11 protein-coding genes and 1 pseudogene are annotated in these 15,295 nt (G+C 67.4%); 4 read left to right on the top strand and 8 right to left on the bottom strand.

Features of this window, described 5'->3' with window-relative positions:
• Positions 1-79 precede the first annotated feature (79 nt).
• Together K6V06_RS08955 and K6V06_RS08960 are read right to left on the bottom strand one after the other, a co-directional pair.
• On the bottom strand, positions 80-751 hold the full coding sequence (locus tag K6V06_RS08955) for a hypothetical protein (RefSeq protein WP_222242307.1): 672 nt from the start codon (positions 749-751) through the stop codon (positions 80-82).
• Positions 748-4,938 carry a cobaltochelatase subunit CobN gene (locus K6V06_RS08960; protein ID WP_222242309.1) on the bottom strand — a complete coding sequence of 1,397 codons (4,191 nt, stop codon included), beginning with the start codon at positions 4,936-4,938 and terminating at the stop codon, positions 748-750. The genes K6V06_RS08955 and K6V06_RS08960 overlap by 4 nt, the downstream gene beginning before the upstream one ends.
• Positions 4,939-5,030: 92 nt before the next feature.
• Between K6V06_RS08960 and K6V06_RS08965 the strand changes: the two genes are divergently transcribed.
• Positions 5,031-7,310, top strand: coding sequence for a TonB-dependent hemoglobin/transferrin/lactoferrin family receptor (locus K6V06_RS08965; protein WP_222242311.1), 2,280 nt, complete (start codon positions 5,031-5,033; stop codon positions 7,308-7,310).
• 23 nt (positions 7,311-7,333) lie between these two features.
• On the opposite strand, the gene K6V06_RS08970 is transcribed toward K6V06_RS08965, so the two are convergent.
• Positions 7,334-7,732 (bottom strand): Fur family transcriptional regulator, encoded by a 399-nt coding sequence (locus K6V06_RS08970; protein WP_222242313.1) that lies wholly within the window; start codon positions 7,730-7,732, stop codon positions 7,334-7,336.
• A gap of 69 nt (positions 7,733-7,801) precedes the next feature.
• Between K6V06_RS08970 and K6V06_RS08975 the strand changes: the two genes are divergently transcribed.
• Positions 7,802-7,966 (top strand): hypothetical protein, encoded by a 165-nt coding sequence (locus tag K6V06_RS08975; protein WP_222242315.1) that lies wholly within the window; start codon positions 7,802-7,804, stop codon positions 7,964-7,966.
• Between the two features lie 35 nt (positions 7,967-8,001).
• On the opposite strand, the gene K6V06_RS08980 is transcribed toward K6V06_RS08975, so the two are convergent.
• Both K6V06_RS08980 and K6V06_RS08985 read right to left on the bottom strand, forming a co-directional pair.
• Entirely contained in the window at positions 8,002-8,163 is a 162-nt protein-coding gene (locus K6V06_RS08980; RefSeq protein WP_222242561.1) for a hypothetical protein, read from the bottom strand.
• 38 nt (positions 8,164-8,201) lie between these two features.
• Positions 8,202-9,554, bottom strand: a complete 1,353-nt coding sequence (locus K6V06_RS08985; RefSeq protein ID WP_222242317.1) for a PHB depolymerase family esterase — start codon at positions 9,552-9,554, stop codon at positions 8,202-8,204.
• A gap of 155 nt (positions 9,555-9,709) precedes the next feature.
• On the opposite strand from K6V06_RS08985, the pseudogene K6V06_RS08990 reads away from it, so the two are divergent.
• Positions 9,710-10,621, top strand: a pseudogene (locus tag K6V06_RS08990) (PrpF domain-containing protein); the annotation flags it as partial.
• Between the two features lie 45 nt (positions 10,622-10,666).
• Here K6V06_RS08990 and K6V06_RS08995 read toward each other — a convergent pair.
• The 3 genes from K6V06_RS08995 to K6V06_RS09005 form a co-directional block, all read right to left on the bottom strand.
• The gene (locus tag K6V06_RS08995; protein ID WP_222242330.1) at positions 10,667-11,722 is read right to left on the bottom strand and encodes a tripartite tricarboxylate transporter substrate binding protein; all 1,056 of its coding nucleotides are present in this window, start codon (positions 11,720-11,722) and stop codon (positions 10,667-10,669) included.
• Entirely contained in the window at positions 11,719-12,606 is an 888-nt protein-coding gene (locus K6V06_RS09000) for a TauD/TfdA family dioxygenase (protein WP_222242332.1), read from the bottom strand. The genes K6V06_RS08995 and K6V06_RS09000 overlap by 4 nt, the downstream gene beginning before the upstream one ends.
• A gap of 110 nt (positions 12,607-12,716) precedes the next feature.
• Entirely contained in the window at positions 12,717-13,907 is a 1,191-nt protein-coding gene (locus tag K6V06_RS09005; protein WP_222242334.1) for an MBL fold metallo-hydrolase, read from the bottom strand.
• A 289-nt stretch (positions 13,908-14,196) separates the two neighbouring features.
• On the opposite strand from K6V06_RS09005, the gene K6V06_RS09010 reads away from it, so the two are divergent.
• Complete coding sequence (locus K6V06_RS09010; protein ID WP_222242336.1) at positions 14,197-15,018, top strand: class I SAM-dependent methyltransferase; 822 nt, start codon at positions 14,197-14,199, stop codon at positions 15,016-15,018.
• The last annotated feature ends 277 nt before the right edge of the window (positions 15,019-15,295 follow it).

Genomic DNA, 15,295 nt, shown 5'->3' on the forward strand with positions numbered 1-15,295 from the left:
GGGGGATTCCGGATTCCGCGGTGGGATGCGTGGATGAGTGGATGTGTGGAGCGGCAGAGGACGAGCGGTCCCCGCGCGGTTAGCGGCCGAGGGTCCCCTGCCGTCGCTGCCGGACCCAGCCGACCACGGCAAGCAAGGCGATGGCGGCGCCCGTGACGGCGAGCCGGTCGCCGAACCATGGCACCGGGTCGACTGCGGGCGGGAACGGGGGACGAGCAAGCCACAGCCCGGCGGCAGCCTGCACGCCATGCAAGCCGACGCGCAAGGCGCCTCGCAGCGCCGCGTCGGGCAAGGCCCAGCGCAGCCACCAGGCGCCTACGGCAAAGCCCGCGGCGCTGGCGAGGGCGAACAGCCACGACAGGACTGCGAAGTCGATACCGTCGACCGTCAGCATCAGCCCGACCAGGGCGAGGAACAAGGACAGCAGCAGCGAAGGTGGCGGCAGCAGGCCCAGCAATCGCCACGCAAGCCCGGCTTCCCCTTGCGCGGTCCTGACGGCGTGCGCGCCGAACAGCAGCGCCTCGGCCAGCAGCAACGCCGCCAGATCCAGGCGGCGCGCCGGTTCGGACGCCCAGTGCAGCAGACTCGCCATGCTGGTCTGGCTTGCCAGCTCGCCGCTGGCCGCGAGCGCGCCTCCGATCGCAACGCTCAGCGCGAGCAGCAATGGCCGCCGCCACTCGGCGGCCTGCACCAGCGCGAGCGCCAGGCAACAGGCGGCCAGCAGCATCAGCACCGTTGCACTTGCGCTCATCGATCCGTGCCGCCGCGCAGATGGCGGCGGCGCAGCCACAGCACCAGCGCCGCCAGGGCGAGCGCGAAACCGACGAACGTGGCGGCAGCGGCAGCGCCGGGGCGCGGGGATGAAGCGCCGTCGCCCTTCTGCGGAGACGACCGCGGGCTGCTGGCCGGTGTTTCCCGCGATGGGGGCGCGGCGGGCGCACTGTCGGCATTGCGCAGCACCAGGCCCTTCTCCGACGCGATCGGCGCGCCGTCGTTCGCACGCTGCAGGGCGTCGCCATAGCCGTCGCGCAGGGGGCCTTCCAGCCGTTCCGCGATATAGCGGCGCAGCGCCCGGTTGTCGTTGACGAACTCGGTGCCGCTTGCACCGTGCCGCGCAACCAGCTCGGCATGGAGCCGCGCAATGTCGCGCAACCGGTCGGCGCCTGGCTGCCAGTACCCCTTGCGGGCGGTCTCCAGCATGACCGCCGTCATCTCCTGCAGTGCGAAGGGATTGGTCCGCTCGAAGAATGCACGCACGCCAAGATTGTGCGTGTCGCGGACATAGGTGTCGTCCAGCGCGTCCCACAGCTGCGGCGCAATCGCGTCAGGCTTCATCACGTTCCAGCCGAACAGGTTGCGGAAGGTCTCCGCGAAGCGCTCGGCCGACGAGGCGCCACCCGGGGTCATCGCGCGGATGTACTCGTCATTGAGCAGGGTGGCGCGTGTCTCCACGGCGATGGCCTGCCCGGCTTCGCGCACCGTCGGCCGCGAGGCGTTGCGGTAGTCGCTGAAATACGCGGCAGGGTCCTGCCCCGTGACTTCCCGCACGGCTAGGTTCAGTCCGCCCATGAACTCGTAGACATGATCGAGCGAGGCAGGACCCCAGGTGTTCGATTCGAGTGGCTGCACCACCATGTCGGTGCCGGCCAGCGCGGCCTCGAAAGCGCCGGGCTCGAAGGCACCCCACAGGTCGCCCTCGCCGAAGGCCGCGCCCATGTTGTGCAGGTAGGTGCGGGCGACCTCGGCGCGGTCTTGCCAGCGGTCGCCCGCTTCGACCATTCCCATGATGCCACTGCCGTAGTTGCCGTTGACGCCGCCGAACACCCGCACGGCGGCGTAACGCCGCGCCTGCGCGGGCGCCGCGCCACGCTCCTTGAGCTGGCGCTCCACCGCCTGCACGCTGGCGGCCACGGCGTTGTCGCTCTCGCGGGCCTGGGCCGCCATCGACACGGCCTGGTTGATCAGGGAGAGGCGGGAGGCAGCCAGATCGCGCAGCTGTCCGGAGGTCTGCACCACCACGTCGATGCGCGGTCGCCCCAGCTGCTCGCGGGGAATCAGGCGCAGGCCCGTGACGCGTCCGAACGGATCGCGCGTCGGCGAGACGCCGAGCAGATACAGGACCTGCGCGATGCCGGCCCCCTCGGTGTGGATGAAATCGCCGGCCCACAGCGTCACCGCCACCTTGTCGGGCCACTGTCCGCCATGCGCGGCGCGATGCTGGGCGAGCAACTGGTCAACCAGGCGCACGCCCACCGTCCAGGCCTGCTCGGAAGGTGTCTTCTCCGCATCGATGGAGAACAGATTGTTGCCGGTCGGCACAGCCGCAGCGTTGATCACGGGGTCGCCGCCGGTCGACGGCAGGGTGAAGCCACCGGCCAGCGCATTTTCAAGCGCGGCCAGTTCGCGTGCGGGACTCTCGGCCAGCCGGGTGCGGTGGCCCGGAATGGCGTGCAGCGTCTCGTGCAGTGTGAGCACGACGCGGTGCGTGTCAGCCTCCTTGCCTTCCCGTGCGGGGGTGTCTCCCGCACCGTCTTCGGCAGACACTGGCCTCGGACGCCCGCCGCTGCGCCCGGATGCCTCACGCTGTTGTGCCGCTCGCCATTCCCGCGCGCGCAGCAGCTGGTCGGACGAGACGACGCCCGCCAGTACCTGCGCGGCGGGCATGCCGCGCTCCAGCTGCGCAATCAGCGCCTGCGCGCGCGGCCGGTAGGTGGCGTTGACCCATTCCGCCTGTTCCAGCCGCTCGCGCGGCACGGTGCCACGCACGGCATCCAGCTGCGCGAGCGCCTGCACCAGCGCGTCCAGTCCCATCAGCCCGGCCGTGCTGCCAAGGCCTCGTGGCGTGTAGGACTTGCCCAGGGTGTACAGGCCTTCGGTAACGCGTGCGTCGCGAACCGCCTCCATATGGTCGGCCAGCTGCTCCAGCTGCGCGTCGCTCCACCGCGCATCGGCGGGCAGGCGCAGATCGCGATGCAAGTTCAGCGCGATGGCCTGCCGCTGGATGTCACGGGCATACTCGGCCTTTAGCGGAGGGCTCTGCGCCGCGCTCCAGACCTGTACCCGATCGTTGAGCACCGCATAGGCCGGTTGTACCCCGCCCTCGCGCAGCGGCGGCGTCAGGTGCGAAACGATGGTGGCGTAGCCGCGCCGCTTGGCGATCATCGCCTCGCCGACGTTGCCCACCGTGTAGAGGTATACGTGCGGCAGGCCGCCGATCAGCGCATCGGACCAGTCGAGCTCGGTCAGCGCGACCTGCTTGTGCGGCGTGAACTCCAGGCTGCCGTGCGTGCCGAAGTGCATCACGGCGTCGGCGCCGAACTCTTCCCGCGTCCACAGGTAGGAGGCAAGGTAAGGCCAGGGGGGCGCCTCGTCGGTGCCGTGCACCAGTTTGAAGGTGTCTTCGCCCACGGCAGGCAACGGTTGCGGCAGCAGCACGATGTTGCCCAGCGGCACGCGCGCGACCGCGACCTCGCCGTTGGCGCTCAGATAGCTGCCCGGCGCGGCGCCATACCGCTGCGACACCTGATCGCACAGCGCCTGGGCGATGACCTTGCCGCACCAGCCTTGCAACGTCGCAGCGGGGACCCGGGCCGGATCGGCATCGCGCAGGAATGCGGCGAAGTCCCCCTTGGCGTAAGGACCGATGTTTGGGCCGCGCCGCTGCAGCAGCGCGGCAAACTCGTCAAGCGTCGGCGGCAGGCTCTGCACGCGATAGCCGGCGGCCTGCAGGCGTTGCAGCAGCGCATACAGCGAGGGCACGACCTCCAGGTCGCCGGCCGTCAGGGCGCTTTGACCCGGGCCCTTGTAGTAGTAGATCGCCAGTTTCTTGTCGGCATTGGCTTTGGCCTTCAGCGCGACGGTGCGTTGGACCAGATCGGCGAACCGGTCCAGCTGTCGTGGCAAGGCGCGAAACACACGCAGACCGTCTTCGTTGCGGAACTGCGCGGCAATCGCCATCGGGGCGACAGCGCCATCGACTTCCGGCAAGGACACCGACATGGTCAGCAGGCCGCCGTCGAAACTGCGCTGGTCGGCCCGCCAGGCGTCGGCCTCTTCGAACACGGTGAGCGGCGCGAACAGCGGGATGTTACGCGACGCGAGCCATTGCCGGGCATCGTCGCCCTGCCCCGCCGCGAGGCGCCCATGGGGCATGTAGACGACCGCAGCCGGATCGGCTGCCTGCAGCAAGGCCAGCCGCTTGCGCATGGCGGCGATGGGCACGACGTCGAAGCCGCGCGCCTCGAAGGCTCGGATGACCGCATCGACGTGATCGCGGTTGGCATTGAAGGGCCCCGGCACGCTGGTCAACAAGGCCAGGCGCGGGCGGCCCGGCTTCCAGCCAGGCCGCTGACGGAGCCACGCTTCGAAGGCCGCAAAGTCGGTGAACAGGGCTTCGTCATCCAGGTGGAAGAAGACATCCTGCGGAACCGGCTGTGGCGGGCCGCTGGCGCCAGCGAACAGAACCTTGCCGTCGAGCGCGCGCCGCGCATGCCCAATGAGCCGTGCATAGTTGACCGAACCGCCGCCGCGCAGGTACGCGGCCACCGCTTCCCGGTCGGCGCCCTGGAGCGTGGTCAGTCCGTCGTGACCGGGGTTGGTCGCGCCATCGACGTAGACCGGCGTGCCGGCGCGGCCGGCGTCGCGCAATTGCGCTTGCGCCTCCTCATCCAGTTTCAGCCCGCGGCCGAAGACGAGCACCAGATCGTATCGGGGCGCCCGGCCAAGGCGCTCCTGCGCCAGCGGCTCGACCCGCACGAAGGCACCGCCGGCCGCCTTGACGATCCTGGCAACCTGGAATTCGGGATAGTTGACCAGCGCGATGCGGGTCGGCGCCAGCCACGCAGTCCACACCAGCCACGACAGCGCCGCCACACCAGCGGCCACCAGGACGATAACCGTCCGCTTGCCCGGTATCCCCGGCATTCCCACCTTCCCCATCGCCAATCGACTGCTCCCCGTCCTTTTTCGAATGTAATGTTATATCATCCCGACTCTTTTCGGAATGTAACAACATAACATCGGGAGAAATCATGGCGCGATCGATACGGCTGCGTGCCACAGCCATCGGGGCATTTGCCGCCACGGTGGGCGGCCCGTGCCTGGCGCAGTCTGCGCACGGGGCGGACCCGGCGGGCGCCAGCACGAGTAGCGAGCTGCCTGCAGTCGTGGTCAGCGCGGCACGCCGCCCGGCGTCGGCCCTGACAACGCCCGCTACGGTGTCCGTCATCGAGCGCAGCCAGATGCAGGAGACCGTGGCGTCGGACTTTCGGGAGCTGTTCCGCTACGAGCCGGGTATCGCGGTCAAGCGCGAGCCGCGGGGTCGCGGCGGAGAAGCCGGCATCGAGGTGCGCGGCATCGGCGGGCAGCGGCTGGCAATGTTTGTCGATGGCGTGCGCCTGCCAGGCGGTCACGCCGCTGCCGGCGCCAATCTCGGGCAGCTGAAGCTGGACCCGCTTGCCTTGAGCCGCGTCGAGGTGTTGCGCGGGCCCGCATCCAGCCTCTACGGTAGCGACGCCCTGGCCGGCGTCGTGCTGTTTCGCACGCTGTCACCGGACGACTTTCTCGACGCGGATACGTCCCTGGGCGGCTCGGCTTCGCTCGGCTATGACGGGGCCGACAACGGTCGCTGGGCCAACGCGAATGTCGCATTCCGCGCGGGCGCAACCCGCAACCTGATCGGGGTGACGGCGCGCAATGGCCATGAGCTGGAGAACCATGACGACAGCGCGCTGCATCCGAACCCGCAGGACACGCAACAGCGCAATCTGCTGGTCAAGTCGGTGCTGGATATCGGCGCGGCGCACACGGTGACGCTGACGGGCGAGCACTACGAGCAGTCGATCAGCACGGACCAGCGCTCGCTGCTTGGCCCCATCGCCGGCGGGTCCCGCATCAACGGCAGCCGCGCCGATGACGACAGCGTACGGGACCGGCTCGGACTGGCTTACCGCTACGCGCCCTCGGGTGCATGGTTCGACCGGTTCTCGGTCCAGGCCGATTATCAGCGCAGCACGAGCAAGGAGCGAACCTGGGAGAATCGCAAGCCGCCAGGCGCGTCCCCCGTCCTGCTGCGCGACAGTCTGCTGTCGTACCGCGAGCCGCAATGGTCCGGCAGCGCACAGCTGGACGGCAGCCTCCGGACTGGCAGCCTGACGCACCGCTGGATCACCGGCCTCGATGTCGTGTCGAAGTCCGTCAGCGTCTACAACGACGGGCTGCAGCGCACGGCCAGCGGCGGCGCCAGCAATGTCATTGACGGCGAGGTCTATCCGCGCAGGATCGCGCCGGATACCGATGTGCGCAATATCGGCGTGTTCGTGCAGGACGAGATCGCCTTCGGTGATGGCCGCCTGCGCATTACGCCGGGACTGCGCTACGACTACTTCAAGCTGTCTCCCAATCCCGACCCGCTGTTCGCCAACGCCAATGTGGCCGGCAGCACGCCAGTGGCGCTGTCCGAGGGCGCCTGGACCCCGCGGCTTGGCGTCACCTGGGAATGGCGTCCGCGTCAGGTGCTGTTCGCCAACTACGTCACCGGCTTCCGGATGCCCACCTACGATCAGCTGAACCGGATCGGTCAAGTGCCAGTGGCGACCTTCATCCACGACTTCATCCCCGCGCCGAACCTGAAGCCGGAGAAGAGCCGCGGCATCGAGGTCGGCATGCGCGGTGCGACCAGCGCCGGCTCCTATGCACTATCGGCGTTCTACAACCGCTACACCGACTTCATCAGCACGGAGATGATCGCCTTCATTCCGCCGGGCGCGAGCGGCGGGCCGCGCGGGATCCGGCGGTTCCAGTCCCGCAATATCGGCGAGGTGGAGATCTACGGCATCGAAGCGCAAGGCCAGCTGCTGCTGAACAACTGGATCGACGCGACCGATCGCTGGCGCCTGTTCGGCGCGCTGCAATGGTCCATGGGCAACGACAAGAGCAATGACCAGCCGCTGAATACCATCCAGCCGGCGCGACTGGCGACGGGGCTGCGGTGGGACAAGCAGGGCGGACAGTTTGGCGGCCAGTTGATCGGCAACTTCGTCGCCGCGAAGACCCGCGTCAATCAGCTGCTGGCGCAGACCGGGCCCACCGCGCCGGTACCGCTGACGACCTCGAGTTACGCCACCATGGACTTGACGGCGTACTGGCGCATCGGCAAGCAGGCCACGCTCAATCTTGCCGTCTACAACGTGCTGGATCGCGAGTATTACGACTGGGCGAGCGTGAGCCAGTTGTCGGGCAACGACGCGCGGCTGTCCGCCTACACCGCGCCGGGGCGGACCGTGGCGGTCAGCATGCGAATGGACTTCTGAGGAGAACTGCCGCGCGCCAGACCCTATGCGGCACTGCAATTGCCGCAGGTACCGTGCATCTCGATGGCGGCCGAGTGCATCCTGAAGGCGTGGTCCTTGCCCCATCCTTTCAGGCGCCGCTCGATGGCCGCATCGGAAAACTCGTCGACGCGCCCGCAGTTGTCGCAGATGGCGAAGACCACGGTCTCGAGCTTGTGCTCGTGGGGATGGGCGCAGGCGACGAAGGAATTCAGGCTCTCCACGCGGTGGACAAGCCCGTACTCCATCAGCTTTTCCAGCGCCCGATAGACCTGCAGCGGCGCACGCAGCCCCTGCTCGCGCAGTTGGTCCAGCAGGCTGTAGGCGCTGGCAGGCGCCTCCGCTCGCGACAGGGCATCCAGCACCAGCGTCTGGTGCCTGGTCAGTTCCGGCGTATCAGTCATGTTGTTGCTCCGCCGTAAGTGCGACAGATGGCGGCCTCGGGTCGAAGAATGTAGCACGGTTGACCGGTATTGGTTCCGGACGATGTCTCGCTGGAAGACTGCTTCCTCGGGGGCAAGCCTGCCGCGGAAGGTCCGAGCCCGCAGGAGAAGGCCTTCGCGGAAGCGGCCGCCCTGTCTAAGACCCTGCGACAGTCGCCGGACGACGACACGCTGCTGGCGGCCGCCACCCCGTAGCCACTGCGGAGCTTCGTGTTGGGGAGAATTCGGGCTCACGTTGCCGCCTTCCACCCGTCCATCACCACCACCCGGAGCAAGCCCGCATTGACCATCTCCAGCACATCCTCGTCTTCCAGGGCGTCGGGCAACAGCGCCAGCGGCGAATCGATCCGCACCTGCGGCCGGCCGCCATGGCGATCCGGCCGCAGAGCCACCGAGTCCTCCCGTTCGAACTCAGCTCATGTCCGCGCGGTTACGGCAGCGTGGACAGCGTCCCATCCGCGTTGCGGCGGTATTTCGCGAACATCTCGGTCCACATCAGCTCGGCCTGGCCGCCGGGATGCCAGAAGTGCGGCACAAAGTCGGTGACCTGCCAGGCGTAGTCGGCCTTTGCGCCCGTGAAGTACTTCACATGCCGGCGGTCCTCCGGTCCGTAGGTGGCGGTCCGGGTGGGCACCGCTTCTTCTTCCGAGGCCGCATCGGCATGTCCGTTGACCACGACTCGCCAGAAGCGGCGGGCTGCTTCCTGGCCCGCGGCTCCATTGGGGAAGGTGTTGTCCGCCTCGGTGCCGCCGCGGCACTGCCATACGGGGATCGGGACGTCCGTCCTGATCTGGGGGTAGTTCCGGTAGTTGTTGTACACCGCCGCCGAGAAGGAGCCGGAATAGCAAGGCGCCGCGCCAGCGAAGATCTGCGGATACTCGACGATCAACCGGTTGGTGAACATGGCTCCCGCGGAGACGCCGGAAGCGAAGATCCTCGTGGTGTCGACCTTGTATTCGCGCTTCAGCTGGTCGATCAATTCCAGGATGTACTGCACGTCATAGTTCACCTTGGCCGTGTTCTCTGTCAGTTCGGACGAGAAGACCGCATTGAGCCCTTGCGGAAAGACCGCGATGAAGCCGTTCTTCTCGGCCGCCGCAATGAAGTCGGTGTTGATGGCCTGCCACCATGCCGACCCGCGGATACCGTGGAAGTTGAACACCAGCGGAAGTCCGTTGCCGGCCGCCGCCAGGGCCTCGTAGTTGCTGGGCAGGTAGGTCAGATAGCGGCGCTCGCCGCCCGCTGCGTCGGAGAAGGCGCGGGTGACTTCCTTCAGGCCCAGCTCCTCCTCGGTCTTGAAGGCGACCAGGGTCCCATTCACGCGGTCGTCATTCTTGAAGCGGATGACCTTGCTGAACATGTTGGACCACAGATATTCGCTCAACGCCTTGCCGGACAAGGCGGGTTCCTTCGCCGTCGATACCCGGACTTCCTGGAAGGGGTTGTCGGCGTTGCGGTGGACCGTGGTATAGAAGAACCCGTCGCCGGCCGGCACCGCCGCGGCGTCGACCTTGTTCATCTGCTTCCAGTAGTCGACCTGCTGATTCAGCGTGGTGCCGGGCCTGGTTGTGATTTGCCAGACGGACATCGCGGTCGGCGGCAGCGAGCGGCCGTATGGCGTGGCCTCGGACCGTTGCACTGCGCCGGGCGTGGCCGGGAACCGATACTCGGTCTTGGGCAGCGCAAAGATCGCCGGCTCGGCGACACCGTCGATCGCCGCCACGGCACTGATCGGCGCCAGGTAGCCGATCACCGGCCCCATCATGGCGAGCTGGTTCGCCATCGACGCGCCTTTGCCGAAGCCGGTCGGATAGATGGCGTTGGTATCGGAGATATTGAACCGCGCGCGGATGTCGCTCCACGCGGCGTGGACATAGGCCAGCTCATCCGGACCTGAGGCCGCGGCGGCGGTATTCCAGTTGCCGTTGACGGCCGACGGTGTTCGGCGCGGTGTCGGTCGACAAGCCGACCATCGACTGGTCGGGCAATTGCGGCAACCTCACCGCAGCGGTAGGTCCGTTTGCCATCAGCGAAGGCCTGGTGGCGAACGTGCCGGCCACGGGCAAGGCAAGCGTGCGGATCTGGCAGGAGAATCTCGGGCAGCGCATCGTGGCGCATGTGCAGATGCGCGATGGCGCCGTGGTCGAGACCGGTGACTTCCAGCTCGACGGGGTGGCCTTCACCGGTGCGGAGATCGTGCTGGATTTCCTGGAGCCCGGAGGCAGCGCCGCCGGCGCGCTCTTTCCGACCGGGCGGCTGGTCGACCATGTCGACGTGCCGGGCGCCGGCATCGTCGAAGCGACGCTGATCAATGCCGGCAACCCGACCATCTTCGTCGCCGCCGAAGCGCTGGGCCTGACCGGCATCGAGATGCAGCGCGACGTCAATGGCGACGCCGCGCTGCTGGCAAAGGCCGAAGCCATCCGCGCCCACGCCGCCGTGCAGATGGGACTGGCGGCTTCCGCCGCAGAGGCAACCGCTTCCCGCCCGCATACGCCCAAGCTGGCCTTTGTCTCGCCACCGCAAGACTATTGCGCATCCGATGGCAGGACAGTCGCGGCTGCGGACATCGATCTGGTGGCCAGGATCTTCTCCATGGGGCAGCTGCACCATGCGATGACCGGTACCGGCGCGGTGGCAATCGCCGCCGCTGCGGCGATCCCCGGAACGCTGGTCGCCCGTCTTCAAGGCGGGGCGTCGCGCTCGGCCGTTCGCTTCGGCCACCCTTCCGGCACGCTGTCGGTCGGCGCCGAGGCGAGCCAGACCGGAGAAACATGGACCGTCAGCAAGGTCAGCATGAGCCGTAGCGCGCGCCGCCTGATGGAGGGCAGCGTGCTGGTGCCGCGGTAGCGCCAACCCGCCTCGCCAACACCCCGGTCGGCGGCTCGCGGTCCCTCACTCCACCTTGATCCCCGACTCCTCGACGATCGCCGCCCAGCGGCGAACTTCCGCCACATGGAACCGGGCGAACTGTTCCGGGGTGTCGCCGACCGGCCTTACCCAGGACTGCGCGAGCCGGGCCCGCACGTCGGGGTCGGCCAGCACACGTCGCACCGCCGCGTTGATCGTCCCGACCAGCTCGGGCGGCGTGGCGGCCGGGGCGAATAGTCCGTTCCATCCACTCTCGCGCAATGCGGGAAGCCCGAGTTCGGCGAAGGTGGGCACCGACGGCAGGCTGGACAGCCGGCTGCTGGCATTGGTCGCGATGGGCCGCACTCGACCGCTCTTGACCAGCGACATCGCCGCGGCCGCATTGACGACCATCGACGTGATCTGGCCGCTCATCAGATCGGTCAGCCCCGGAGGACTGCCCTTGTACGGGATATGGCGCATCTCCACGCCGGCGAGCTCGGCCATGCGAAAGCCGATCAGATGCTGGGGCAATCCCACACCGGCGGAACCGTAGGTGACCGAGCCGGGCCTGGCTCGGGCGGCTTCGATCAGTTGCCGCCAGGACTGGATGGGCGAGTCCGCCGCGACCACGAGCAGATCGGGAACGCTCGATACCTGCACCACCGGCACGAAGTCGTGCACAGGATCGTAGGGGGCGGGTTGCTGCATCGCTGGCACGATCGCATGCGTGGCGGATTGGCCGAGGATCAGCGTATAGCCGTCCGGCGCGGCCTGTTGTACGACGCGTGTGCCGATCACCCCGGATGCGCCGGGCCGGTTTTCCACGACCACAGGCTGCTTCCACTGCAGCGACAGCTTTTCCGCCACCAGACGGGCCACGAAATCGGTACCGCCGCCCGCGGGCCCGGCGACGACGATACGCACCGGCCGGCTCGGATACTGGCTTGCCTGTACGCTGCCTTGCCGCAGCAGCAACGGCGCCAGGGCAATCCCGCCGCCGGCGCCCAGCCACGCCAGCATGCGGCGCCGGCCATGCCGGCTGTCGTCGCGCCCCGCTTCTCGCGCGACGGGGCTGGCCTTCATCGCACGCTCGCTCATTGCACCGCTTCCCCGGAAATCTGTGTGCGATACATCAGACGGCGCGTGGCGGGATCGAAGGCGTCGCGGCGGTGCATCGTGCAACGGTTGTCCCACAGCACCACATCGCCAACCTGCCAGACCTGCGTCCACACGGGCGCGTGCTGTGTGGCATGGGCCCACAGGCGGTCCAGGATCTCCTCGCTTTCGTCAACCGGCAGACCCGGCAGATAGGCATTGCGACGCCGCCCGAGGAACAGCGAGCGGCGACCGGTCTCGGGGTGTTTGCGCACCACCGGATGGCGCGCTCCCACGGTACGGCGCGGGTCGATGTTGTCCTCGAAGCCGACGCGCAATTCTCCGGCGCTGTTGCGGCTGGCATCGTGGATGCATTCGAGCGTGAGGGCCAGCGACTTCAGCTCCGCGGGCAGGCTCTCGTACGCCGCGTACATATTGGCGAAGTGCGTATTGCCGCCCGACGGCGGCACTTCGACCGCATACAGCGCACTGCCCTTCGGCGGGCGGACGTTGTACGTCATGTCCGCGTGCCATGCCGCCTCATACGAACCCAACCCGCCGAGCGAACGGCCGTTCTCGACGATATTCGATATGACGGTGATGTCGGGCCGCGGCCGCTGGTGATTCCGCCCCATGGATACGCTGGCAATCGGGGCGGAGTCCAGCTCGCCGAACAGGCGGGAGAACTCGGCAAGCCTGTCCAGGCTCAAGCCGCCGTTGCCGCGAAACCGCAGCACCAGATGCTCCAGCCAGGCCGCATGAATCCGGGCCGCTTGCGCACCGTCGACGCCAGCGTTCAGATCAAGGCCGATGATATCGGCACCAATGCCGTCGGAGGACGGTACGACCTGGAGGGAAGGCGCGATGAAAGAGGAAGGAATGGACATGGGGACTCTCGTTGGCGTTGCCGGTCACGAAAGTCACCCATGCTAGGCACCGGAAGGACCGTTGTCCAAGTCCCATTCCGCCTATCGTTATACGCTTTTCATCGCGCCCCCTACCCCGCGCAATACTTGCTGTGCCGATTCCCCCGCCTCGAATCGCGCCAGTAGTCACTCTTGTAGTCGAAGGTCATCAGATACGGGCGGACATAATCGTACGGATCATGCAGGCCGCGGATCTGTGGGCGGTCTGCCTCCGGGATGGCGAAGATGTCGAACTGCCGCTGGATCGCCTGCACATAGAACATCGACGCTCCGATATTGAAGTTGTCGGTATGCGTCATGAAGAAGACCTTGGGCTGCAGCGCCTGGATGTACATGGTGATATCCCGCACGCCGTTGTTCGCTTCGCCAATGCTGACGCCGGCGCCGAGCTGGACATCGGTCTTTGGCAGCGTGGTGAAGAACTGCAGCAACGCAGGCGCCTGCTCCTTCAGCGGGCCGGCTGTGTCGTGCCAGGTAAAGGTGAAATCGGACCCACCCACGGTGAACTGGTACATGATGGAGATCGGTCCGCCGGCACCGGCCATCGTACGGGTGTCCAGGCTTGGCGGTGGGTTCGGGGGGAACAGGGTATCGACGCGCGGATCGCGCACCGCGTTGATCGGATTTCGCGGCAGCGTCGGGTCCACCGGCACCGTGGCGGAATGCACATGCTTCCACGACGTCACGCACAGGTCCGGCGCCAGCGCATTGACGGTGCGCACCTCTGCCCCGGGCGCGGAGCCCGGGCTGGTCAGCGCACGGCAACGTACCGTGGTGCCCGTCCCGAAGATCCGTGCCGCATCGCCTTGCATCGCCGTGCAATGCTCGGCCGCACCGTAGATCGTGGCACCGGTCATGCGGGCGATATAGGCGGCGTTGTCGGCGTGGTCGCCGTGCCCATGTCCGATAAAGATTGCCTCGGGCCTGACGTCGACCAGATCCTGCACGGTGGCCGGCACGTACGCGCGCCGGTCAGCCAATCGATAGATATACGAATCGAGCAGGAAGACGCGCCCTTTGGCGGCCACGGCGAACGACGCCACGCCGATCCAAGAGAAGATGACCTTGTCCTCGCGGATTCGGCCAGTTCGCTCATCGACGTTCTCGGGCCCAAAGAAATGCTGCCGTGCTTTCACCATCGTTGCAACGGCAGCCGGGTCGCCACGTAGACCCGCCGCTTCGTTGCCACTTTGCGCCGCAGCGCGCGCCGGTATGGCGGCCGCGATGACGGCTGCGCTGATCAATGCCAAGCGTGCTTTCATGACATCTCCTCTCGATTGCGCCTTGCAGACCCCATCCCGAGGCGGCTGTGGGTCGTCGCCTTTGTCATAGGCGGCTTCGAGGCCGCCCGCGGTGGATCAAGGATAGAAACTGCGAATGGGGAAATCGAGCCGGCAAACAAGTCCGGCCATGCGCTGGGGTGCAAGCGCCGCTTGTCGCGAAGCCGCGGTGCAGTGAGCGACATGCGGATTCGCCGCGGCCTACTATGGTTGCGCAGGCCAGACGAAGCGGCGTGCGTATCGCCCCGCACGGCCTGCCAGGAGAGACACCATGAGCACAACGAACACCGACAAGCTGTTCACGGGCCCGATTCCCGAGCTCTACGAGCGACACCTGGTACCGATGATCTTCCAGCCATACGCAGACGATATGGCCGCAAGAGTGGCGGAAAGGAAACCTTCCCGGATATTGGAGATAGCGGCTGGCACGGGCGCCGTCACGCGCGCGATGGCAAAGCGGCTGCCGGACGACGTGGAATTGACCGCCACCGACCTGAATGCGCCGATGCTCGCACGCGCGGAAGCAACCGGCGTGGGCGGCCGCAAGGTGCAATGGCGACAGGCGGATGCGATGCAATTGCCCTTCGACGATGGCAGCTTCGACCTGGTGGTGTGCCAGTTCGGCGTGATGTTTTTCCCCGACAAGGCCAAGGCCTTCGCCGAGGCACGCCGTGTGCTGCGCCCGGGTGGCACGCTGCTGTTCAATGTCTGGGATCGCATCGACGAAAACGAATTCGCCAATGCGGTGTCGCGCGCGCTGGCCGAGTGTTTCCCTGAATCGCCCCCCGACTTCATGGCGCGTACCCCGCACGGCTATCACCAGCGGGAGGTCATCGAGCGCGATCTTGCCGCCGGCGGGTTCGCTGAACGGCCCCGTTTCGACACGGTGGCCAAGCGCAGCCGGGCCGAATCCGCGCAAGTGCCGGCGATCGGCTTCTGCCAGGCGACGCCAATGCGGGCCGAACTCGAAGGCCGCGGTGGCGATGCACTGCAGCGCGCGACCCACCATTGCGAAGCCGCGCTGCGCCGCCAGTTCGGCGAGGGGCAGATCGAAGGCAGGATCTCGGCCCATGTCATCGAGGCTACTGCCTAGCAATCGCGGAGCGGCGCCGCGCCGCGCTCCCCTCGCTTTCTCCATTCCCTGCAATGGCATCGCGCCGTGGCCTCGGTCTGCCCGGCGCGCCATTACTTCGTTGCATGGAGGCTATATCGTTTCTCAATACCGGCGCCGGATGGGGGAATCCTCGTTGAGAATCGTCCGGCGGTATTCCTAGACTGCACAAGCGGCAAACGAAGTTCCGGTCGATGTTTCGCGCAACGGACGACAAAAGGCCGCCAATGCCGGCGGCCTCCCCCAGGAAGAGAGAGGA

Origin of the sequence: Cupriavidus sp. AU9028, from assembly GCF_019795295.1 — a bacterium.
Lineage (GTDB): Bacteria > Pseudomonadota > Gammaproteobacteria > Burkholderiales > Burkholderiaceae > Cupriavidus.

Coding starts and splice junctions, on each gene's coding strand:
- K6V06_RS08955 (WP_222242307.1), bottom strand. CDS start 751: ATGAGCGCAAGTGCAACGGTGCTGATGCTGCTGGCCGCCTGTTGCCTG.
- K6V06_RS08960 (WP_222242309.1), bottom strand. CDS start 4,938: ATGGGGAAGGTGGGAATGCCGGGGATACCGGGCAAGCGGACGGTTATC.
- K6V06_RS08965 (WP_222242311.1), top strand. CDS start 5,031: ATGGCGCGATCGATACGGCTGCGTGCCACAGCCATCGGGGCATTTGCC.
- K6V06_RS08970 (WP_222242313.1), bottom strand. CDS start 7,732: ATGACTGATACGCCGGAACTGACCAGGCACCAGACGCTGGTGCTGGAT.
- K6V06_RS08985 (WP_222242317.1), bottom strand. CDS start 9,554: ATGGCGAACCAGCTCGCCATGATGGGGCCGGTGATCGGCTACCTGGCG.
- K6V06_RS08995 (WP_222242330.1), bottom strand. CDS start 11,722: ATGAGCGAGCGTGCGATGAAGGCCAGCCCCGTCGCGCGAGAAGCGGGG.
- K6V06_RS09000 (WP_222242332.1), bottom strand. CDS start 12,606: ATGTCCATTCCTTCCTCTTTCATCGCGCCTTCCCTCCAGGTCGTACCG.
- K6V06_RS09005 (WP_222242334.1), bottom strand. CDS start 13,907: ATGAAAGCACGCTTGGCATTGATCAGCGCAGCCGTCATCGCGGCCGCC.
- K6V06_RS09010 (WP_222242336.1), top strand. CDS start 14,197: ATGAGCACAACGAACACCGACAAGCTGTTCACGGGCCCGATTCCCGAG.